Annotated in this window: 24 protein-coding genes; 10 read left to right on the top strand and 14 right to left on the bottom strand. The window is 64.5% G+C overall.

Translation table 11 applies throughout. From position 1 onward, the window contains the following. Positions 1–71 precede the first annotated feature (71 nt). The 3 genes from ACNFHO_RS16635 to ACNFHO_RS16625 all read right to left on the bottom strand — a co-directional run bounded on the left by ACNFHO_RS16635 (position 72) and on the right by ACNFHO_RS16625 (position 2444). The gene (locus tag ACNFHO_RS16635; RefSeq protein WP_416766888.1) at positions 72–863 is read right to left on the bottom strand and encodes a phosphate/phosphite/phosphonate ABC transporter substrate-binding protein; all 792 of its coding nucleotides are present in this window, start codon (positions 861–863) and stop codon (positions 72–74) included. Between the two features lie 14 nt (positions 864–877). Beyond that, positions 878–1819, bottom strand: coding sequence for a fatty acid desaturase (locus ACNFHO_RS16630; RefSeq protein ID WP_416766887.1), 942 nt, complete (start codon positions 1817–1819; stop codon positions 878–880). Positions 1820–1970: 151 nt separating this feature from the next. Further along, positions 1971–2444 carry a phosphate-starvation-inducible protein PsiE gene (locus tag ACNFHO_RS16625; protein WP_416766886.1) on the bottom strand — a complete coding sequence of 158 codons (474 nt, stop codon included), beginning with the start codon at positions 2442–2444 and terminating at the stop codon, positions 1971–1973. Positions 2445–2843: 399 nt separating this feature from the next. Here ACNFHO_RS16625 and ACNFHO_RS16620 point away from each other — a divergent pair, with 399 nt between their 5' ends. After that, on the top strand, positions 2844–3107 hold the full coding sequence (locus ACNFHO_RS16620; RefSeq protein ID WP_416766885.1) for a YebG family protein: 264 nt from the start codon (positions 2844–2846) through the stop codon (positions 3105–3107). Positions 3108–3171: 64 nt separating this feature from the next. Here ACNFHO_RS16620 and ACNFHO_RS16615 read toward each other — a convergent pair whose 3' ends face one another. Further along, the gene (locus tag ACNFHO_RS16615) at positions 3172–4191 is read right to left on the bottom strand and encodes a Glu/Leu/Phe/Val dehydrogenase dimerization domain-containing protein (protein WP_416766884.1); all 1020 of its coding nucleotides are present in this window, start codon (positions 4189–4191) and stop codon (positions 3172–3174) included. 123 nt (positions 4192–4314) lie between these two features. Between ACNFHO_RS16615 and ACNFHO_RS16610 the strand changes: the two genes are divergently transcribed. Next, a complete protein-coding gene (locus tag ACNFHO_RS16610) occupies positions 4315–5121 on the top strand; it encodes a SirB1 family protein (RefSeq protein WP_054893508.1) in 807 nt (268 codons plus the stop codon). On the opposite strand, the gene ACNFHO_RS16605 is transcribed toward ACNFHO_RS16610, so the two are convergent. The 4 genes from ACNFHO_RS16605 to hmgA form a co-directional block, all read right to left on the bottom strand. After that, entirely contained in the window at positions 5110–6465 is a 1356-nt protein-coding gene (locus ACNFHO_RS16605) for an MFS transporter (protein WP_372821488.1), read from the bottom strand. The two genes, ACNFHO_RS16610 and ACNFHO_RS16605, sit on opposite strands and share 12 nt — an antisense overlap. Positions 6466–6556: 91 nt before the next feature. Continuing rightward, on the bottom strand, positions 6557–7183 hold the full coding sequence (maiA, locus tag ACNFHO_RS16600; RefSeq protein WP_416766883.1) for a maleylacetoacetate isomerase: 627 nt from the start codon (positions 7181–7183) through the stop codon (positions 6557–6559). Positions 7184–7195: 12 nt separating this feature from the next. Further along, complete coding sequence (gene fahA, locus ACNFHO_RS16595; RefSeq protein WP_416766882.1) at positions 7196–8488, bottom strand: fumarylacetoacetase; 1293 nt, start codon at positions 8486–8488, stop codon at positions 7196–7198. A gap of 3 nt (positions 8489–8491) precedes the next feature. After that, positions 8492–9793, bottom strand: a complete 1302-nt coding sequence (gene hmgA, locus ACNFHO_RS16590) for a homogentisate 1,2-dioxygenase (RefSeq protein ID WP_416766881.1) — start codon at positions 9791–9793, stop codon at positions 8492–8494. A gap of 199 nt (positions 9794–9992) precedes the next feature. Here hmgA and ACNFHO_RS16585 point away from each other — a divergent pair, with 199 nt between their 5' ends. Further along, complete coding sequence (locus ACNFHO_RS16585; RefSeq protein WP_054893513.1) at positions 9993–10769, top strand: IclR family transcriptional regulator; 777 nt, start codon at positions 9993–9995, stop codon at positions 10767–10769. Positions 10770–11038: 269 nt separating this feature from the next. Here the strand turns inward: ACNFHO_RS16585 and ACNFHO_RS16580 are convergent, their stop codons facing one another. From ACNFHO_RS16580 to ACNFHO_RS16565, 4 genes are all read right to left on the bottom strand, one after another. Then, entirely contained in the window at positions 11039–11953 is a 915-nt protein-coding gene (locus tag ACNFHO_RS16580) for an SDR family oxidoreductase (protein ID WP_063543085.1), read from the bottom strand. A 118-nt stretch (positions 11954–12071) separates the two neighbouring features. After that, on the bottom strand, positions 12072–12977 hold the full coding sequence (locus tag ACNFHO_RS16575) for an alpha/beta fold hydrolase (protein ID WP_063543083.1): 906 nt from the start codon (positions 12975–12977) through the stop codon (positions 12072–12074). 176 nt (positions 12978–13153) lie between these two features. Then, on the bottom strand, positions 13154–13840 hold the full coding sequence (locus tag ACNFHO_RS16570) for an LrgB family protein (RefSeq protein ID WP_054893516.1): 687 nt from the start codon (positions 13838–13840) through the stop codon (positions 13154–13156). Next, positions 13830–14216 carry a CidA/LrgA family protein gene (locus ACNFHO_RS16565; protein WP_065863298.1) on the bottom strand — a complete coding sequence of 129 codons (387 nt, stop codon included), beginning with the start codon at positions 14214–14216 and terminating at the stop codon, positions 13830–13832. The genes ACNFHO_RS16570 and ACNFHO_RS16565 overlap by 11 nt, the downstream gene beginning before the upstream one ends. Positions 14217–14313: 97 nt before the next feature. Between ACNFHO_RS16565 and ACNFHO_RS16560 the strand changes: the two genes are divergently transcribed. Next, complete coding sequence (locus ACNFHO_RS16560) at positions 14314–15198, top strand: LysR family transcriptional regulator (RefSeq protein WP_416766880.1); 885 nt, start codon at positions 14314–14316, stop codon at positions 15196–15198. Positions 15199–15266: 68 nt separating this feature from the next. Here the strand turns inward: ACNFHO_RS16560 and ACNFHO_RS16555 are convergent, their stop codons facing one another. Next, entirely contained in the window at positions 15267–15722 is a 456-nt protein-coding gene (locus ACNFHO_RS16555) for a flavodoxin (RefSeq protein ID WP_054893519.1), read from the bottom strand. A 92-nt stretch (positions 15723–15814) separates the two neighbouring features. On the opposite strand from ACNFHO_RS16555, the gene ACNFHO_RS16550 reads away from it, so the two are divergent. Beyond that, the gene (locus tag ACNFHO_RS16550) at positions 15815–16246 is read left to right on the top strand and encodes a PAS domain S-box protein (RefSeq protein ID WP_063543075.1); all 432 of its coding nucleotides are present in this window, start codon (positions 15815–15817) and stop codon (positions 16244–16246) included. Positions 16247–16319: 73 nt separating this feature from the next. Continuing rightward, the gene (locus ACNFHO_RS16545) at positions 16320–16937 is read left to right on the top strand and encodes a PilZ domain-containing protein (RefSeq protein ID WP_054893521.1); all 618 of its coding nucleotides are present in this window, start codon (positions 16320–16322) and stop codon (positions 16935–16937) included. Here the strand turns inward: ACNFHO_RS16545 and ACNFHO_RS16540 are convergent. Further along, the gene (locus tag ACNFHO_RS16540; protein WP_416766879.1) at positions 16922–17863 is read right to left on the bottom strand and encodes a MerR family transcriptional regulator; all 942 of its coding nucleotides are present in this window, start codon (positions 17861–17863) and stop codon (positions 16922–16924) included. The genes ACNFHO_RS16545 and ACNFHO_RS16540 overlap by 16 nt on opposite strands. 214 nt (positions 17864–18077) lie before the next feature. Here ACNFHO_RS16540 and ACNFHO_RS16535 point away from each other — a divergent pair, with 214 nt between their 5' ends. The 4 genes from ACNFHO_RS16535 (at position 18078) to ACNFHO_RS16520 (ending at position 20058) form a co-directional block, all read left to right on the top strand. After that, positions 18078–18650, top strand: a complete 573-nt coding sequence (locus tag ACNFHO_RS16535) for a hypothetical protein (RefSeq protein WP_054893523.1) — start codon at positions 18078–18080, stop codon at positions 18648–18650. Between the two features lie 74 nt (positions 18651–18724). After that, the gene (gene folM / locus ACNFHO_RS16530; protein ID WP_414154815.1) at positions 18725–19417 is read left to right on the top strand and encodes a dihydromonapterin reductase; all 693 of its coding nucleotides are present in this window, start codon (positions 18725–18727) and stop codon (positions 19415–19417) included. A 10-nt stretch (positions 19418–19427) separates the two neighbouring features. Next, a complete protein-coding gene (locus ACNFHO_RS16525) occupies positions 19428–19724 on the top strand; it encodes a DUF1244 domain-containing protein (protein ID WP_063543065.1) in 297 nt (98 codons plus the stop codon). Continuing rightward, positions 19717–20058, top strand: coding sequence for a HopJ type III effector protein (locus ACNFHO_RS16520; protein ID WP_063543063.1), 342 nt, complete (start codon positions 19717–19719; stop codon positions 20056–20058). Before ACNFHO_RS16525 ends, ACNFHO_RS16520 begins: the two co-directional genes overlap by 8 nt. The last annotated feature ends 40 nt before the right edge of the window (positions 20059–20098 follow it).

Here is a 20098-nt window from a genome sequence, read left to right as displayed (position 1 = left end):
GGTGAGCGCATCCTAGTCTGGCCGCTTATGCTTTAAAAATACTTAAAAGTGATTTTTATATTCCGTTTTCATTATTCGAGCGTGACTAAACCAAGCCGCTTCGCTTCGTGCTCGTAATCCAGCAGCATTTGGTAATCGTTCGTCGCGGCCGGTAGCACCTGGTCGATGGCCAGGGCCTCGGCCACCGCCGGCAACTCGGCCAGGGCCTGGTTCATCGCGCGGCGAATCCACTCGGCCTCTTCGGCACTGCGCCAACCGGCAGTGATGTACGGCAGGCTCGGCCCCCAGGCGGTCTGGCCGAGGATGCGCAGGCCCTCGACCTCTTCACTGTGATCGCGTGCCAGGTAGCCGTAGGTGACGCTGTCGATGGCCGCCAGATCGCCTTGGCCCTCGCGCAGGGCGCGCATGCTGTTGCGGTGCCCACCGGTATGGCTGACCTGCGAGAAAAACCGCCCTTCACGCTGCAAGGGTGCCAGCACGTGGCGCAGCAGATTCATGCCGGAGTTGGAGTCCGGGCCGTTGACCAGCCCGTGGCTGTCGAAGAACGCCGCCAGGTCCTGGCGCGGATCATCCTCGCGCACCAGCAGCAGGCTGCAGTGCTGACCTTCGCGCACATATGGCAGGCGATAGCGTGGCTGCCCGACCACTCGTACCTGCCCACGCAGCGCGGTCATCAACGGGTAGCCGCAGGTCTGGCTGAGCAGCAATTGCGGCGAGCGCCAGACCTGCAGCAACGGCTGCGCACCCACCGCTTCACCCCGCGCATCGAGCAGCAACAGAATGCGCTGCAGCCAGGCCGCGCTGGCCTGGTTGATACGCTCAGGGGCGACGTACATCGACAGGTCGACGAATCCCTGGGTCATGGCATGGCTCCTGTTCAGGCGAAGGGGTGACGTGGGCTGTCGATCGGCGCAAGGCCGTGGCGACGCAGCAGCGCCCCATAGCCCGGCACCAGGAAGTGCCCGCTGCGCACCAGCCACTGCGCGCGATGACGCTGGTAGACACGCGGGATGAAGTACCAGGGCAGGCCCGGAAGATCGTGGTGCACCAGGTGCAGGTTGTTGTTCAGGAACAGCAGCGACCAGAGGCGCCCGGCCTCGTTGATCACCGTGCGCTGCTCTGGCAGCGGGTGCGGCCGATGCTCGTAGAACGAACGCAGCATCGCCAGGCCAACGGCCGGCACGCTGACCAGGAACACGTAGTGCAGCACCGACAGTGCGCTGAACCGCGCAACCAACATCATCAGCAATACGCTGCACAGGCCGTGGGTCAGCCACATCAGCCAGGCCTGGCGATCACCGCGCCCCAGCCGCGCCAGCTCCTTCCGGGCCAGCCCGAACAGACCCAGCGGCGCGCCGACCAGCACACGTCCGGGGACCGTCTTGCCCAGCCACAGCACCCCTCTGTGCCACCGGGTGCTGCGCTGCCAGTGCCGGTCGCTCAGGTAGCGGCTTTCAGGATCCAGGCCCGGCAAGGTGAGGTCGTGATCGCGGTGATGAATCAGGTGGCTGTCGCGATACAGGGTGTAGGGATACCAGAGGGCAAAGGGCGCGTAGCCGAGCAACTTGTTCAGCCAGGGAAAACGGGTCGGGTGCCCGTGCAGCAACTCGTGCTGCAACGACAGCCACAGCACCAGTAGCGGGATCAGCAACAGGGTGGTCGGCCACACGCCCAGCGCATGGCTGAGCGGCAGCAGCGCCGTCCAGCCGCCATACACCACCGCCAGCAACAGCCAGGTCGGCCATTCGGTACGGCCGGTGAAGGTGCACTGAAGATGCTGCACGTCTTCGCGCTGGGCATCGTCGAGGTAATGGGGCATTGCGGCGTCCTGCGTGATCTCCGGTATAGGCTTGTGGCGTGACGCGGAGAAATCTTGCAGAACGATTGGTTATCAAAACCCCTTTCAACTAAATATTTATCCATAAGGCAGGGCAAGCCGCCACCGCTTGCCCAAGTCGCTGCCGGATGGGTCAGACCTTGCCGTCGTCCATATCCTTGCCGTTGGCATCGATCGCCCGTGTCGACGGGTAGCGGTACGAGGCAAAGCGCACCACCAGGATCGCGAAGGCCAGCAGCAGGATGCCGCCACACACGTACAGCAAGCCAACATCCGGCGCCTTGTGGTGCGAGACATCGCCGATCAGCAAGCGTGTCAGCGCGGTGATCGCCACGTACAGCAGAAAGCGGATCGGCATGTGGTTGGTCTTGAAGTAGATCCCCACCATGGCTCCCAGCTCGAGGTAGATGAACAGCAGCAGGATGTCATCGACGCTGATGCCACCCTTCTCCAGCATCTCGATGAAGGTCGCCACGGCGGCATAGGCCGTGATCGCACCGATGCCGAACAGGGCCAGGTAGTGGAACGACTCGACGAACAGATTTCCCAGTGCGTCGGCGGGCGCATGCAGGCCCTTGCGCCGCTTTTCTGGCCATTTGGATTTCACGATGCAGGATTCCTCGATACGACATGAAGGATGATGCGCCACCGATGTGACGCTTGTGACATGCAGTTAAAGGGCCAGGCCCTGTACTTGGAAGGCGACCGATTGCCGCAAGGCACCTATGGGCTAGGCTCTGTCTGAAAAGTCTTGAGACGAAGGTCAGGCAAGGCGAAAACAGCCGAGGAAGCGGAGTTTACGGGTTGTAAATGAGCATTCCGAGGCTGTTTTCAACGCAGCATCACCGAGTATCAAGGCTTTTCAGGCAGAGCCTAAGCTTCGGCGCGTGCATCGGGGTAAATCATAACGCCACTATCCGATTGCCAAAGAATCCGCTATGCTCGACACTGTATAAAGATACAGTTGTCGTCCAACCCACATACACAAAAGGCACAGAGGTGATGAATGGCCGTCGAAGTGGTGTACCGCAGCAGCCGCGACCCGGAGCGCTTGTTCATGGATAAGGCCGAAGCAGACCGTCACGACAAGATGCTCGAGCTGGCCGAACGGCTGGCCGAAGTACTGCAAAAGGCCGTGCCGTCGCTGAGCGAGCAGCAAGTCGAAGAAGCGGGCATCTACATGGCCAAGAACCGCGACGTGTTCGCCCGGGCATTCAAGAGCCAGCCCGATGCGCTGGCCGAGCTGCTCGAAGGCGAGACAGCGGAATAAGGCACCTGCTGCAGCGTCTGCGGCTCCTGTACATCGGGGCGTGGATGCTGGAGTCAGCGCTCGCTCAACCGTACAACAGCCGCTCCGCCAGCATCTGCGCCACACGCGCAGGCGAGCGCTTCTCGGCCTGGGCATGGGCGAATACCTCGGTCAGACGCGTAGGGATACGCGCCAGATGCGCGGTGATGGTGCTCAGGTCAGCGCCTCGGTGGGTCAACGCCACGTAGATCAGCCCACCGGCATTGATCACGTAGTCCGGGGCATACAGAATACCGCGGCTCTCGAGCTGATCGGCCACCTGCAAGGTGGTCAACTGATGATTGGCGGCGCCGGCCACCGCCGCGCAACGCAACTTCATCACGCTCTGGCCGTTGAGCACCGGCCCTACCCCACAGGGCGCGAAGATATCGCAGGGCGTGCTGATCAGCGCATCGTTGGTCACCGGATGTGCCCCGAACTGCTCCACCGCCAGCCTCACCCGCCCCGGGTCAAGGTCGCTGACCAGCAACTCTGCCCCTGCCGCATGCAACTGCTCGGCCAGTGCATAACCCACATTGCCCAGCCCTTGCACCGCCACGCGCAACCCTTCGAGATTGTCGCTACCCAGCCGTGCCATCGAGGTGGCGCGAATACCGGCGAACACGCCCATGGCCGCGTGCGGCGAGGGATCGCCCGAGGCGGTGGTGCTGGTGACATGAGGGGTGGACTGGGCGATGCAGTCCATGTCCAGTGTCGAGGTGCCGCTGTCCACGGCAGTGATGAAACGCCCTTGCAGGCCGTCGACGAAACGCCCGAACGCCTCGAACAGCGCCGCGCGGTTTTCCACATGGGGGTTGCGCACGATCACCGCCTTGCCACCGCCCAGCGCCAGCCCGGCCAGGGCAGCCTTGTAGCTCATGCCTTGGGCCAGGTGAATGGCATCGCTCATCGCACTTTCATCGTCGGCGTACGGCAAGTAGCGACAGCCCCCCATGGCTGGCCCCAGTTGCTCGCTATGAATCGCCACCACGGCTTTCAAGCCAGTGGCGGGGTCGTTCCACAGGTGCAGGGACTGGGTACGTGTGCTTTGCATGAGCGCGAACATCGACGGGCTCCCCACAAGGTGCTCACATCAGTATAGGCAGCCGGCGACTGTCCAGGGCCTGGGCGGACCACTGGACGAATCGGTGCGCCGGGGCTAAAAATCTAGTGTGTGTGGAGAAGTCCGATGAACCCACGTAAAGCCTGCCTGGCCTGCCTCGACCGCATTCCGGTCGCCCTGTTGGAAGCCACCCTCTGGATCGCCGCCGAGCATGATCGCGAGGTCGATCCCGCCGCCTGTCTTGCGCAATTGCACGACCTGCACCGGGAAATCAATGCGCGCCTCCCAATGCTGCCCGTCGGCGAACTCGCCCAGCCACTGCTGCGCCAACTCAACGCCCTGGGTTTCCAGCAAGACGAATACCATCCGCTACGTCCGCAAGCGGCGCTGATGGACAAGGTGCTGCAGCGCCGTCGAGGCCAGCCGCTGCTGCTGGCGATCCTCGCACTGGAGATGGCCCAACGCCTGTCGATCCCACTTGAGGGGGTGAACTTCCCTGGCCACTTCCTGTTGCGCGTACCGGGCGCCGATCACCTGCTCGACCCCTGCGGCGGTCGACGCCTGTACCCCGCGGATTGCCGCGAACTACTCAACCGCCAATACGGCCCGCACATGACCCTGACCGCTGAACACCTGCACAGCGCCAGCCCGATGCAGATGCTGCAGCGCCTGTCGCGCAACCTGCGCCAACTGCACAGCAGCAACGACAACGATCTGGCTGCGCTGATCGATGCAGAACGGGTGATGCAACTGGGGCCAGTGCAGGTCTCCGACTACCTGGCCCGCGCCACCCTCTACCAGCACCTGGACTGCCCCCAGGCCGAACGCTTCGACCTGGAGCACGCACTGCTGTTGAGCGACGATCCGGTGCAACGCCTCAAGCTGGGCGAGCGCCTCGCCCAATTGCCTTCGACAAACCGTTCAATCCACTAGTGCATCGACCTTGGCCGCCTGCGCATCGGCCTGCTTGCCCGGCGCACGCACCTGGCTGATCAGCAGGGCCGCGATCACTGCCGGAATCGCACAGAAGAAGAAAATCCACTCCACCGGCATGTGCATGGCCAGCAGCAGGCTGCCGAACAACGGCCCGAGGATCGAACCGAAGCGCCCGACGCCCAGCGCCCAGCCGGCGCCGGTCGCACGAACCTGAGCCGGGTAGAAGTTGCTGACGAAGGCATTGAGTGTCAGTTGTCCGCCGATGATGCAGAAACCTGCAGCGAACACGCTCGGCACCAGCCAGCGCGGATCGGCGTGGTTCAAGCCCACCAGCACGCTAAAGACCGCAGCGCCCACCAGGACCGCCGCCAGTAACCTGGCCTTGTTGGCCATGCGATCGGCGCACCAGGCCAGGCAGATCGCGCCGAAGGTCCCGGCGAACAGGAACAGCGAAGTCACCAGGTTGGCTTGCTTGAGCGCCAGCCCGCTCTCCAGCAACAGCGACGGCAGCCAGCTGATCATGAAATACAGCAGGATCAGGCTGACGAAGAAGGTCCCCCAGATGAGCAGCGTCGGCCGGGCGAAGCCATCGCGGAACAAGCCCAATACGGTCAGTTTGTCTGCCGCCGGCTCATCCACTGCACGCTGTGCCGCAGGCACTTGCCAGCCGGGTAGCACGCGCGCTGCCAGGCGTTGCAGACGGGCGTAGGGAGGTGCATCACGCAACAGCCGGGGCAAGGACTCGGGCAGGAACATCACCAGGAAGGGGAACAACAGCAGCGGCGCCACGCCACCGGCCAGAAACACCGCCTCCCAACCGAACCTGTCGATGAAGCCTGCCGCGACGAAGCCACCCGCCGCGCCGCCGAGGGAGAAACCGCAGGCCGCGAGGGTCACCATCAAGGTACGCAGGCGCGGCGGCGCATAGTCGGCCATCAGCGCCATTGCACTGGGCATCGCCCCGCCCATGCCGATACCGCACAAAAAGCGCGCCAGCATCAGGCTGTTCAACGAGGTGGAAAACACCATCAGCAGGGTCAGGCTCGCGTACAGCAGCACGCACCAGAGCAGCACCCTGCGCACGCCGAAGCGATCGGCCAGTGGGGTGACGGCGAGCGAGCCCAGTGTCAGCCCCAGCAGGTTGGCGCTGAACACCGGTCCGAACGCCGCCTTCTCCAGGCCCCAGTCCTGGGCCAGGGCCGGAATCACGTAACCCAGCACCTGGGCGTCATAACCGTCGGTCACCAACAACAGGATCAGCAGCGCCAGCAGGCGCCATTGGTAGGAAGACACAGGACGCCCATCGAGGGCCGCGCGAAAGCTGGCTATCTGGTTGTGCATCGCAAGGTACCGGGTTGTTTTTGTTGTAGGGGTGCGAAGCAGCGTCGGCGCAGTGGGAACGGGATTGCCCGCAAAAAGGCCGACGCCGTGCTCAGGGCGTATCCGGCTGGTTCGCCGGGTGCGCTTTGACGAAGGCTGGATGCTGCCCAGCCAGGGCGGCGACCCTACGAATACGCGGGTAGTCGTCCAGATCCACATTGAACCGTTCGGCCGCGTACAACTGCGGCATCAGGTACACATCCGCCAGCCCCGGCGTATCGCCAAAGCAGAAACCCTGGTCGCCGATCAGTTGCTCCACTGCCGCCAGCCCCTGGCCGATCCAGTGGGCGATCCACTGGTTGACCTGGGTTTCATCGTGCCCCAGCTGACGCAACTGGTTGAGCACGCTGACGTTGTGCAGTGGATGCACGTCGCAACCGATGATCGCCGCGACCCCACGCACCTGTGCCCGAGCGTGCTCGCCCTGGGGCAAAAGCGGCGTGTCGGGGAAGCGCTCTTCCAGGTACTCGATGATCGCCAGCGACTGCACCAGCAATTCGCCGCTGTCCGTGCGCAGCGCGGGCACCCGCCCCTGGGGGTTGAGCGCCAGGTAGTCCGCAGCACGGTGCTCGCCCTTGAGCAGGTTGACCGGCCGGGCCTGATAATCCAGGCCCTTGAGTGCCAAGGCGATGCGCACCCGGTAAGAGGAGGTGGAACGGAAGTAGGTGAACAGCTCCATCGCCCTGCCCCCTCAGTTGGCCCCGACCACCGTGCCACGGCATTCGCCGAAACCGATGCTGGCAACACCATCGCGCACGCAACGCGCACGCAGGATGATTTCGTCGCCGTCCTCGAGGAACTTGCGCACCTCACCATTGGCCAGTTGCACCGGTTGCTTGCCGCCTTCGGTGATCTCCAACAGGCTGCCGAACGAACCCGGCACAGCCCCGGACAGCGTGCCCGAGCCGAACAGGTCACCGGCTTGCAACTGGCAACCGTTGACACTGTGGTGCGCCACCATCTGTGCCACGGTCCAGTACATGCTGCGGGTGTTGCTCAGGGTGAGGCGGTGCGCCGGCACGCCCTCATCACGCATGCGCTCGGTCAGCAACAGCACTTCCAGTTCGATGTCGAAGGCGCCGCCGGCCTGGTCACGTTTGTCGAGCAGGTAAGACAAGGGCTGCGGATCGCCTTCCGGGCGTGCGGGTTGCGCACAGCGGAACGGCTCCAGCGCCTCGGCGGTCACCACCCACGGCGAGACGCTGGTGATGAAGCTCTTGGACAGGAACGGCCCCAGCGGCTGGTACTCCCAGGCCTGGATATCACGCGCCGACCAGTCGTTGAGCAGGCAGAAGCCGGCCACGTGCTCGGCTGCATCACCGATCGCGATCGGCTGCCCCATGTCATTGCCCTGACCGATCCAGATACCCAGCTCCAGCTCGTAGTCCAGCCGCGCACACGGGCCGAAACTCGGCTCGGTCTGCCCGGCCGGGAGCGTCTGGCCCTTGGGGCGGCGCACATCGGTGCCGGACGGGCGCAAGGTCGAGGCGCGGCCGTGGTAGGCGATCGGCACGTGCTTGTAGTTGGGCAGCAGCGGATTGTCTGGGCGGAACAGCTTGCCGACGTTCCTGGCGTGCTCGATACCGACGTAGAAGTCCGTGTAGTCACCGACCCGGGCCGGCAGGTGCAGGGTGCATTCGCCAGCCGGATGCAACGCCGCTTGCAACACGGCCCGATGCTCGCTGTGCTCGCCGAGCAGAACCTGCAAGCGCTCACGCAGGGCCACCCGGGCGGGGCGGCCGAGGGCGAAGAAGGCGTTCAGGGCGCCGCCGCGGGTAGCCTCGACAGCAGCCTTGGCCGCGCCCTCGAACACACCGGCGGCGAGTGCGGCCTCCAGGTCGAGGATGGCGTCGCCGATGGCCACGCCGCAGCGTGGTGCCTGGCCCGGGCGACTGAAGATGCCCAGCGGCAGGTTCTGCAGCGGGAAGTCGCGGTGCCCGTTGGCGTGTTCGACCCAGCTACGGGCAATGGCGGTCTGGTTCATCGGTCATCTCCGGTTCGGATTGAAGGTGCTTGGCAGCGTTGCCCAGCAACTGTCGTAGTCGGCCTGCAGTTGCGGGCTCTCGAGGGCCTGCTGGCTCGGACGCAGCACCTGGCTGGTCTCGAACATGAAGGCCATGGTGTGGTCGATCTTGTGCGGCGCCAGCTCGGCGGCGATCGCCTTGTCGCAGGTTTCGGCGTCTGGCCCATGGGCGCTCATCACCCCATGCAGCGATGCGCCACCCGGCAGGAAGCCCTCGGCCTTGGCATCGTAGGCGCCGTCGATCAGGCCCATGAACTCGTTCATCAAGTTGCGGTGGAACCACGGGGGACGGAAGGTGTTCTCGGCCACCATCCAGCGCGGCGGGAAGATCACGAAGTCCATGTTGGCCAGGCCGTGCACGCTGGTGGGCGAGGTCAGCACGGTGAAGATCGAGGGATCCGGATGGTCGAAGCTGACCGTGCCGAGGGTGTTGAAGCGGCGCAGGTCGTACTTGTACGGCACGTTGCTGCCGTGCCAGGCCACCACGTCCAGCGGCGAATGCTGCAGTTGGCAGGCCCAGTGCTCGCCAAGGAACTTCTGCACCAACTGCACCGGGCCTTGGGGTTCTTCGTAGTGCGCGACCGGGGTGAGGAAATCGCGCGGGTTGGCCAGGCCATTGCTGCCGATCGGGCCCAGGTCAGGGAGGCGTAGCGGCGCGCCGTGGTTCTCGGCGATGTAGCCGCGTGCCTGGCCATCAGGCAGCTCGACGCGGAACTTCATGCCGCGCGGAATCACCGCGATCTCCAGCGGCCCGACCTGCAGCACGCCCAGTTCGGTGGCAATGCGCAGTCGCCCCTGCTGTGGCACCAGCAGCAACTCGCCGTCGGCATTGAAGAACACCCGCTCCATGGAGCGATTGGCGCCGTAGATATAGATGCTCACCCCGGCCGGTTTGTCAGCGGCCGCATTGGCCACCATGGGCAACCAGCCCTCGATGAAGTCGGTCGGGTCGGAAGGGATTGGCTGCGGGTTCCAGCGCAGGCGATTGGGGTTCGCCGCAGCGAGCGGGCCGGCCAGGGGCTGACGCGCCAGGCGCTCGAAGCGTGGATGCAACGCAGAGGGGCGGATACGGTACAGCCAGGTGCGCCTCAGTTCGCTGCGCGCCATGGTGAAGGCGGTACCCGACAGCAACTCGGCGTATAGCCCATAGGGTGCTTTCTGTGGAGAGTTCTGCCCGACCGGCAGCGCACCGGGCAAGGCTTCACTGGCGAATTCGTTACCGAAGCCGCTCAGGTAGCTGAGTTCGGGGGAGGTGTCGCGGGTCATCGGGGCCTCCAGGCTCGGTGGAGCCATTGACGGCAGAGAGCTGCAGCCCCGAATCGGCGGATGGACCGACCACTGCCAGGGGACACACAGCACATCTGAATTTATATTTATCGTAATCCGATTACGAGTAACGTAATTTGCTCGGCAAGAGGCGTCAAGCTATAAAGTCGGCCAGAATGAATCCCGGAAGCGTCTTACGATGTCCAGAGACAAAACTGCAGCTGACAACAGCAAACAGAAGGTCCGTTCCGCTGAAGTCGGCACCGACATCCTCAAGGCGCTGGCCGAACTGTCGCCCTCCACCTCGCTGTCGCGCCTGGCCGAACATGTGCAGATGCCCGCCAGCAAGGTTCATCGCTACCTGCAGGCCTTGATCGCCAGTGGTTTCGCCGAGCAGGATGCGGCGACCAATCACTACGGGCTCGGGCGCGAAGCCTTGCGCGTGGGGATGGCGGCGCTGGGCAGCATCGATGTGCTGAAGGTCGCGGCCCTGCCGCTATCGCAACTGCGCGACGCGCTCAACGAGAGCTGCTTCATCGCCGTGTGGGGTAACCAGGGCGCAACGGTGGTGAACATCGAGCCTGCAGTGCGCGCCGTGACGGTAGTGACCCAGATCGGCTCGGTGCTGCCACTGCTGAGTTCATCCACCGGGCTGGTATTCGCCGCTCACCTGCCAGAGCGGGAAACCATCGAGTTGCGCGACCGCGAACTGGCCGCACGGGGGCAACAGGTCGAGCACTACGTGGACCTGTTCACGCAGATCCGCACACGCGGCCTGCACCATGTTCACGGTTTGCTGATGCCGGGGGTGGATGCGTTGTCGGCGCCGGTGTTCAACGCCATGGGCCAGATTGCAGCGGTGATGACGGTCGTTGGCCCGACGTCGATCTTCCATGCCGATGAAGATGGCCCGGCCGCCCGGCAATTGCTGAGCGCGGCGCGCACCGTCAGTTGGCGGATGGGCTACGAAGCCTGAGATGGACCGGGGTTTCAAGGCCCTGCACTGTCGTGATGCGGCCTGACTGTTTTTGGCGCACTTTTACCCGAAACGTAAAGGTGAATGTCACCCAGGGCTATTTTTCCCATGGGATCAGCGGCTTATTCTGTCTTCACTGGCTGGCGCGAAAGGCACTCCCCCGTCGTTCGGGCCGCCACGTGTGAACGACGTTGATTTTGAAGCTCCTTGATCTGACGTCTCGATTGGCCGCTGCCGATGCAGCGGCCTTTTTTTGCGCTCGAAACCCACTATCCCAGCGGGTGCTTCTGCAGATTCGCCATCATCTGCTGCAAAGCCTGCAACGTATCCTGCGGATGAGTCGCCCCCTCGAAGTCGCCGATCTGCGCCCAATGCTCGGCCACCTGTTCCGGCGTGAACCCGCCATTGGGGTCGAATCCAACGCCAAGGCTTCGCTCCCATCGGACCTTGCCGACCCAGCCACCGCCCACTTCATACAACTGCCCCGTGTCCTGGCACTGCTCGCTGCCCAGGTACACCACCACCGGGCTGATCAGCTCAGGCTTGAGACGTTCGAACACCTGCGGCGGGATCAGGCCTTCTGTCATGCGCGTGCCCCCTGTGGGCGCGATGGCGTTGACCAGAATCCCATGCTTGCGGCCTTCGATGGCCAGGGTGCGGGTCAGCCCATAGAGGCCGAGCTTGGCCATGCCATAGTTGGCCTGGCCGAAATTGCCGTAGATGCCGGACGTGGAGGCGGTGAAGATCACCCGTCCCCAGTTCTGCTCGCGCAGGTGCGACCAGGCGGCGCGGGTCACCTTGTAGGCGCCTTCGACATGGACCCGGTAGACCTGGTCCCAATCGGCGTCCTCCATCTTGTGGAAGGTCTTGTCGCGCAGGATGCCGGCGTTGTTCACCAGCACATCGACCCGCCCGAAACTGTCCAGCGCCTGCTCGACGATACGCGCCCCCTCGGCCACCGAATCATGGTTGGCCACCGCGGTACCGCCTGCGGCGCGGATCTCCTCCACCACCCGGTCGGCCGCCGATGCGCTGGCGCCTTCGCCATGGGTCGAGCCGCCCAGGTCGTTGACCACCACACGTGCACCACGGGCCGCGAACAGCAGCGCGTGGGCCCGCCCCAGGCCACCGCCGGCCCCCGTGACGATCACTACGCGGTCTTGCAGATTTACCGGCTCGCTCATGCTCAAGGCTCCAGGCAAGAATTGGGATACCTGGAGTGTCCGCCAGCCATCGGCAGCGGACAATCAAGCGCAGTGACGCTGAATGGCAGGCGATAACACAAGGCGATGATCGCCGCGTTCAGGACCAGGCAACCCGCTGCGGTATATAGCTCAGGGGCTGCTCGCGAAACGCCAGGTAATGACGCAGCACCTGCACCGGCGCTTCGGTGTGCGGATAGTGGCCGATCCCCTGCAACACCACGGTATCGGGGTCAGGCACCAGTTGCCGGTAGCGCTCGACCATGTGCGCCCCCGACAGCGGATCCACCGCGCCATTGATCAGGCGCAACGGCACGCCCTCCGTCTGCAGTGCACCAATCCAGCGTTGCCGCTGTGCCTGACGCTCCGGCACATAGGCCATCAACTTGTGCAGGATGCGCGTCCCGCGGTTTGACACCATCAGGCTCCAGCAATCGTCCAGCGCGCTTTCGCTGGGGTGGGTGCAAGGGCCGTAGACCTGGCTGACATTGCGCACCAGATCATCCCGCCCGAACGAACGCGCCACCAGCCAGCCCAGCGGGCTGAGCAGCAGCTTCTGCACCAGCAGCAACGGACACAGCTCGGGGAACAGCGCGCTGTTGAGAAACGCACAACTGGCAATGTCGGCACGCCCTTCGTGATGGCGCGCGAGCAACTCCTGGGCGACGCTGCCACCGTAGTCGTGGGCCAGCAGGTGCACCGGCTGTTCGATTCTCAGGTGGTCAAGCAGCGCCTGTTGCAGATCGGCCTGCTCCATCAGGCTGTACTCGTGGTCGGCAGGCTTGGCCGAATCGCCGAAGCCGAGCATGTCGCAGGCCACGACGCGAAAGCGCTGCGCCAAGGGTGCCCACAGGTAGTGCCAGTCCCAGCTGGCGGTAGGGAAGCCATGTAACAGCAGCAAGGGCTCTCCTTGCCCTGCTGTCCAGTAACGGATGCTCTGGCCCCGGAAGGAAAAACTCTGTCCCCGGGTACGCCAGACGCACAATGGAATTTCGGCCAAAGGCATCGGAATCGTCCCGCTGATCAGGTGTTGACGGTATAGGGCAAGGCTGCGCTCATTGCATGTCACCTCGGCACTTGCATGTGCTCTCTATGTCGAGGCTGAGTCTAGTCAGCGCCTTGAACGGCGGAACTTACCTTGGCAGCCAGCTTGATGACCTTGCAGGACACTGGCACGAACGGTCATAGCAGGCAGGCGAGCAATGGCGCGGCGAACAGGTTGAGCAGGCCGGTCAGCACCATCACCAGCCCCGCCACCGAGCCTTCCTCCCCGCCCACTTCATGGGCGCGGCTGACGCCGGCGCCATGGGCACCGACTCCAAACAGTGCGCCGCGCGCCAGTGACGTACGCAGCGGCAACACCCGCAACAGCAGGCCGCCGAACACAGCCCCCAGCACACCGGTGAACATCACGAACACCGCGGTCAGCTCGGGCACACCGCCCAGGTCGTGGGCCAGCGGCATGGCGAACGGCGTGGTGATCGAGCGCGGCACCAGTGACAGGCTGACCGACTCATCCAGCGCCAGCAGGTGCGCCAGCCCCCAGGAACTGGAGATCGACGCCAGGCTGCCCGCCAGCATCCCCAGCAACAGCGCCGGCCAATGTCGCGCCAGCATCGCCCGCTGCTGCCAGATCGGCACGGCGAAGGCCACGGTGACCGGCCCCAGCACGCCGATCAGCCAATGGGTGTTGCGGGCATACTCGGCGTAGGCGGTGTGCAGCGGAACCGCCACCGCCAGCAGCAGCGCCGGGACCAGCACCAGCGGCGACAGCAGATAACGGCCAGTGCGCCCATACAGCCAGCGGCTGAACAGATAGGCCGCCACCGTCAGCGCAAGCCAGAACAGCGACATCGGTTCAAGCTTCATGGCGCAGGCTCCAGCGGCAGACCAGTTCGACCGTGAGCGCCGTGACCACCATCACCACCAGGGTGCTCAAGGCGATCACCAGCAGGATGCGCCACCCCTCGCTGCGCATCAGGCTGCCGTAGTCCAGCAGGCTCATCAGCGCCGGGATGAAGAACAGCAGCATCTGCGCCATCAACCAACCGGCGCCACGTTGCAACGTGCCCGGTTTCACGGCTCCCACGGCAAACAGCACCAGCAACAGCGCCATGCCCATGACCCCGGCCGGGATCGGCCAGCCAAGCCAGGCGACGAGTTGGCCGCCAACCAGATACAGCACAAACAGCACGCACAGCTCGGCGAGCAGGCGGGGCAACGCATTCGATACGATGGCTTTCATGATGGGTGTCCTCGGGATGGGCCCATTTTAAAAAGCCGCTGCCAAGGCCAAAAGCGAATTGTTAGACTGCCATCCATTCCAATCTGGAATTCAGTCAATGGAATTCAAGCAACTGCGCAGCTTCATCGAAGTGGTTCATCGAGGGGGATTCACCCAGGCCGCACACACGCTGCACATCAGCCAGTCGGCGGTGAGCAAGCAAGTGGCCCAGCTCGAGGAAGACCTCGGCCAACCCCTGCTCGAGCGCCAGGGCTCGCATCTGCATCTCACCGCCGCCGGACGCATCGTGCTCGAACGCGGCGAGGCCCTGCTGCGCCAGCGCCATGAGTTGCTGACCGAACTCGACGACCTGAGCCAGATGGCCCGCGGCGAACTGCGCCTGGGTTTGCCGGTGGTCGGCGGCGAGGCCCTGTTCGCCAGCCTGTTCGCCGAATACCGGCGGCGCTATCCGAACATCACCGTGCACCTGGTCGAAGGCGGCAGCCGGATCGTCGAACAGGGAGTCAGGAGTGGCGAGCTCGAATTGGGTGGCAGCGTCACCCCGAGCGACCCGGCCTTCGACTATCAACCCTTCTGCAACGAACCGCTCGATGCATTGCTCCCAGACAACCACCCCTTGGCCGAACGCGACGGAGTGACCCTGCGCCAGCTGGCCGATACGCCGTTCCTGCTGTACCACCGCAGCTTCATGCTCAACGACAAACTGCTCAGCGCCTGCGAGCAGGCAGGTTTCACCCCAAAGGAGGGCGGGCGCAGCGGCCAGGCGGATTTCCTCACCGCACTGGTGGCCGCAGGACAGGGCGTGGTACTGCTGCCCAGCGTGGTGGCACGTGGGCTGGAGCGTGATGGGGTGGTGAGAGTGCCGCTGGTGGAGCCTGGCCACCTGCGCTGGGACATCGCGTTCATCTGGCGGCGCGGAGCGTACCTGTCGCGAGCGGCGCAGGCGTGGCTGGCGTTGGTGCAGGAGCGCAAAGGAGGGTGAGCGGCGAATCGCCACTCCCCCCCCTGGAAGAAACCTTGCTCGCAAGAAGATCGCGCAGCCCCCGCGGCTTACGCCTTGAGCAGCTGCGCCAGCTCTGCCAGCCAGGGCTCTGCGTCCGTTTCCGGGGTCACGGTCTCGCTGGCATCCAGTCGCAGCATCGGCTGCACTTCCCGCACGCCGAGCTCGGCAAACAGCTCGCGCATCTGCTCGCCCCCGCCGCAATAGGTGTCGCCATAGCTCGAATCGCCCAGGGCCAGCACCGCGCCCGGCAAACCGCGCCACTCGCCCGGCAGTACATCGCGAATCGTGCTGTACAGCGGCATGAGGTTGTCGGGCAGCTCACCCATCCCGGTGGTCGAGGTCACCGCCAGCAGCGCCTGCGGCGCAAAACCGCGCAGATCCTCAAGGGTGGCACGCGCCGCATGCCAGGCGTCGAACCCGGCAGCCTTGAGCAAGGATTCGGCATGACGGGCGACTTCTTCGGCGGTGCCATACACCGAGCCTGAAATAATGGCGACTTTCATCAGGAGAGGATTCCGAAACTGAGTGAAAACGTAGGATACTACCATTCAACAGTGGCAAAAGGCCGCTCCACTTGACTCCCATGGCAAGGAACATGATCAACGCGCAACTGCTACACGCCATGATCGACGCGTCGAACGACGGCATCGTGGTCGCCGAACAGGAAGGTGACGACACCATCCTGATCTACGTGAACGCAGGCTTCGAACGCCTCACCGGATACGCGCGCGACGAGATCCTCTACCAGGACTGCCGCTTCCTCCAGGGCGACGATCGCGACCAACTGGGCCGCGCCCGCATCCGCAAGGCCCTGGCCGAAGGCCGGCCGTGTCGCGAGGTACTGCGCAACTACCGCAAGGACGGCAGTGGGTTCTGGAACGAACTGTCGATCACCCCGGTGTACAACGAGGCTGATCAACGCACCTATTTCATCGGCATCCAGAAGGATGTCAGCCGTCAGGTCGAACTCGAACGCGAGCTGGCCGACGCACACACCCGACTGGCCGGGCAACCATCCGTCCAATGACCTGAACCAAACGCCCCGGGCACAGTCCATGGCAATGAAGAACCCACCGACGACGCCCGACCCGAGTCCGATCATGCAAGCAGACGCCCTCCTTACTCAGGATGAGCTGGATTTCATTCAGGACATGCAGCACACGCCCCAATTGAACCTGGCCGACCCCACCTCGAGCCTGCTGGTCAATGGCGACCGTCGTCTGCAGCAATTGCTCACCCGCCTGGTGGCCAACGAGCAGGTCACCCTGCAGGCGCAATTCAACAACCAGCAGATCAGCATTCCCCTGCAACTGGTAGAAGACGAGTTCCACGCCCTGCACCTGCAACTGGGCTCACCGGAAATCTACGAAGACGGCCCGATGCTGCGGCCCTGGCGCCTCTCGCTGGACCAGCCGGCCGCACTGGTCGACGCCCGCGGCACCCAGAGCGAGCTGTGGGTGCGCGATATCTCGTTCAAAGGGGTACTGCTGCAAGTGAACGGCCAGGCCCAGGCGCCCAGCCACTTCGAGCTGTTCTTCGCCCCACCGGGCATCGAGCCGATCGGGCTGCACGGCAGGCTGCGCCGCCGCATCGGTCCGGACCTGGCGGCCTACGACCTCAGCCACAGCCCAGACGACGAAATCGACCGCCTGCGTGAGTACATTCTCCAGGCCCACCGCAAGGCGCACCCAGAGTTGCACGCTCAGGTATCGATCTGACCGGCGAGGAACTGGCGCAACCGCTGTTTCATCGACACCCCGTGGGCGCCCAGACAGCCTACCGGCCCGCCCTCTAGATTGTCCTGAGCCATTTCGGCGGTCTCGCCCGCCAGGAACAGCGGGCAGTTCACCCGCTGCGCCAGGCGTGCCAGGCGCTTGTCCAGGTCATTGGCCGGGCGATGGTTGTCGAACAGCACCAGTGCATCCGGCGCCAACCGCTCGCAGACCAACGCCAGCTCTTCGACAGGCTGCCCCGACGCCAGCACCGTGACCGCCACCTCGTCACTGCTCAGCAGCAGCCCCGCCACCAGCAACTCGAGTTCCTGGCATTCTGCCGACAACGGTGACAGCAGTATCCGGCGGCTCTTGGGCGCACGTGCCAGTTGCAGGCGCAACAGCACCCGCGCGCGCAGGAACTGGTCGAGGAACAACCACTCGCTGGCCTGCCCATACCCCGCCTGGCTGGCGCGCAGGGCCTGCCATACCGGCATGAACACCTCACCGAAGACCTGCTCCAGCGCATGGCTGGCAAACACCTGCTCGAACAACCGCCCCAACTGCGCGGCATCGAACTGGCGCACGGCCTCGCGCACCTGGGCCTGCCAGCGTGAGCGGTCGCCGACCGTGCTTCCGGCCCAGGCCCCCTCCGCCGGACCCTGGCTACGCGCCAGGATACTGCCGACCTTGCTCACCGCGACGCCACGGCGCAGCCAGCCCAGGATACTGTCGATGGCGTCGATGTCGGCCTGCGAATACAGACGATGGCCACTCTCGGTGCGGGTCGGCTGGATCAGCCCATAGCGGCGCTCCCAGGCACGCAGAGTCACCGGGTTGACGCCAGTCAGGCGCGACACTTCGCGGATCGGAAACAGCTCCTGATGCACCAGCCCATGTGCGATCAGGGCACTCGCTTGTGGCTCTTTCATGAGCGTGACAACTCTGTCTCGTAGATATGTGACGGCCATTCTACGCCGGTATCGGCCAGGGGTCAGCGCAACCTTGCGGTCACAACACTGACCGGTCACGAAATATACGCGATAATCCGCGCCCGATTCTTGCATCCACGCCTGCGTCGCCCACCACCCCGGGCACAGGCCAAGGGGCCGGCTACCCGCCAGCCCCGTCGTAAGGAGATACACGATGTCTACCGCACCCGTCACCCTGATGGTGTCGCGCCGCGCCGCCAATGGACGCTACCAGGACCTGCTGGCCTGGCTCCATGAAGGCGAGCAACTGGCCACCGACTTCCCCGGCTACCTGGGCTCGGGCATCCTCGCGCCGCCCGCTGACAGCGATGCCTTCCAGATCATCTTTCGCTTCAACGACGAACGGACCCTACACGCCTGGGAACATTCCGCCTCGCGACGCGCCTGGCTGCAGCGTGGCGATGGCCTGTTCGAGCGCCCCGAAGAGCGGCGCTTCAGCGGCATCGACGCCTGGTTCGGCACCGAAACGGTGCATAAACCGCCGCGCTGGAAGCAGGCTACCGCCATCTGGCTGGCGTTCTTCCCGGTGTCGCTGCTGTTCAACCTGTTGTTCGGCCACTGGCTGGCACCGCTGGACCTGCTGCCCCGGGTACTGCTGAGCACCCTGGTGCTGACGCCGCTGATGGTTTACCTGTTCATTCCGTTGTCCACCCGCCTGCTGGCCGGCTGGCTCAATCCCCCGGCACGCCCGGCGTCACGGCGCCGCGAAGGGTTGCGCAGCCGCTGAGGAGCGGGCTCGCAAGCCCGCGCAGTTCGGGTATGCTGGGGCACGAACGAACAGACGAACAGACTGCCCCGAACATGAACAGCCCTATCCTCATCACCGGAGCCAGCCAGCGCGTCGGGCTGGCCCTGGCCCAGGCGCTGGCCAAGGCCGGCCATCAGGTGGTCAGCGCCAGCCGTAGCCTTCATGCGCAGGCCGCACACCCGAACATCATCCAGTTCCAGGCCGACCTCACCCGCGAGGCCGACCGCCTGGCGCTGATCGAACACCTGCAGCACAACTATGATGGCCTGCGCGCGATCATCCACAACGCCTCGCTGTGGCTGGACGACGACCTGCAGAGCCTCGACACCATGTTCCGCCTGCACGTCGAGGCGCCCTACCACCTCAACCTGGCGCTGGGCGAACACCTGGCCAAGGTCGAGAAGGCCGACATCATCCACATCTGCGACGAAACCTCCTCACGCGGCAGCAAGAGCCATATCGGCTATGCCGCAACCAAGGCCGCGCTACAGAACATGGTGCTGTCGTTCGCCGAAAAGTACGCGCCCAAGGTGCGCGTCAACGGTATCCTGCCGGGCCTGCTGATCCTGAAGGAAGGCGGCGACGAACAGTACCGCCGGCAGACCCTGAAAAAGGCCCTGCTGGAATTCGAACCGGGTGCGCAGCCGCTGATCGAGGCGGTGATGTTCCTGCTGCAAAGCCAGTACAGCACCGGCAGCCAGGTAGTCATCAACGGTGGCCGCCATCTGAAGAACCGCATGACCTGAGGTAAGCCCCATGACTGAGCAACAACAGCTCGAACTCGAAGCCGCCGCGTTCCGGCGCCTGGTCGATCACCTGCAAAAGCGTACCGACGTGCAGAACATCGACCTGATGAACCTCTCCGGCTTCTGCCGCAACTGCCTGTCCAAGTGGTACAAGGCCGCCGCTGACGAGCGCCAGGTCGAGCTGAGCCTGGACGACGCCCGCGAAGCGGTGTACGGCATGCCCTACGCCGAGTGGAAAGCCCAATACCAGAAAGAAGCCAGCGCCGAGCAGCAAGCGGCGTTCGAACAAGGAAAACCCCGTGACTGACCTGAACACCCTGCGCAACAGCCTCGCCAGCGGCGAACACGTTTTTGCCGACACCCTGGGCTTCATCGCCGCCAACTACAGCTACCAGCCCCAAGCCTTCAACAACGGCGGCGTGGAAAACGCAGCCGGGCAAAACGAAGGTTCGTGCAAGACCCTGGGCCTGGCCCTGCTGGAAGGGCTGAGCGATGAGGAAGCGCTGCTGGCCTTTGGCGAACACTACCGCAGCGTGCTCGCCACCCCCGAGGGCAGCGACCATGGCAACATTCGCGCGCTGATCAAGCACGGCCTGGCTGGCGTGCAGTTCGCAGGGCAGCCGCTGACCCGCAACGCCTGAAGCAAGGCTGCTCGCGAAGCGGCCGCCGGGGTCGGCGAGC

It is taken from the genome of Pseudomonas sp. NY15374 (assembly GCF_048068255.1).
Lineage (GTDB): Bacteria > Pseudomonadota > Gammaproteobacteria > Pseudomonadales > Pseudomonadaceae > Aquipseudomonas > Aquipseudomonas machongensis.
The sequence above is the reverse complement of the archived record's forward strand: the minus strand, read 5'-3'. Positions and strand labels throughout refer to the sequence as shown.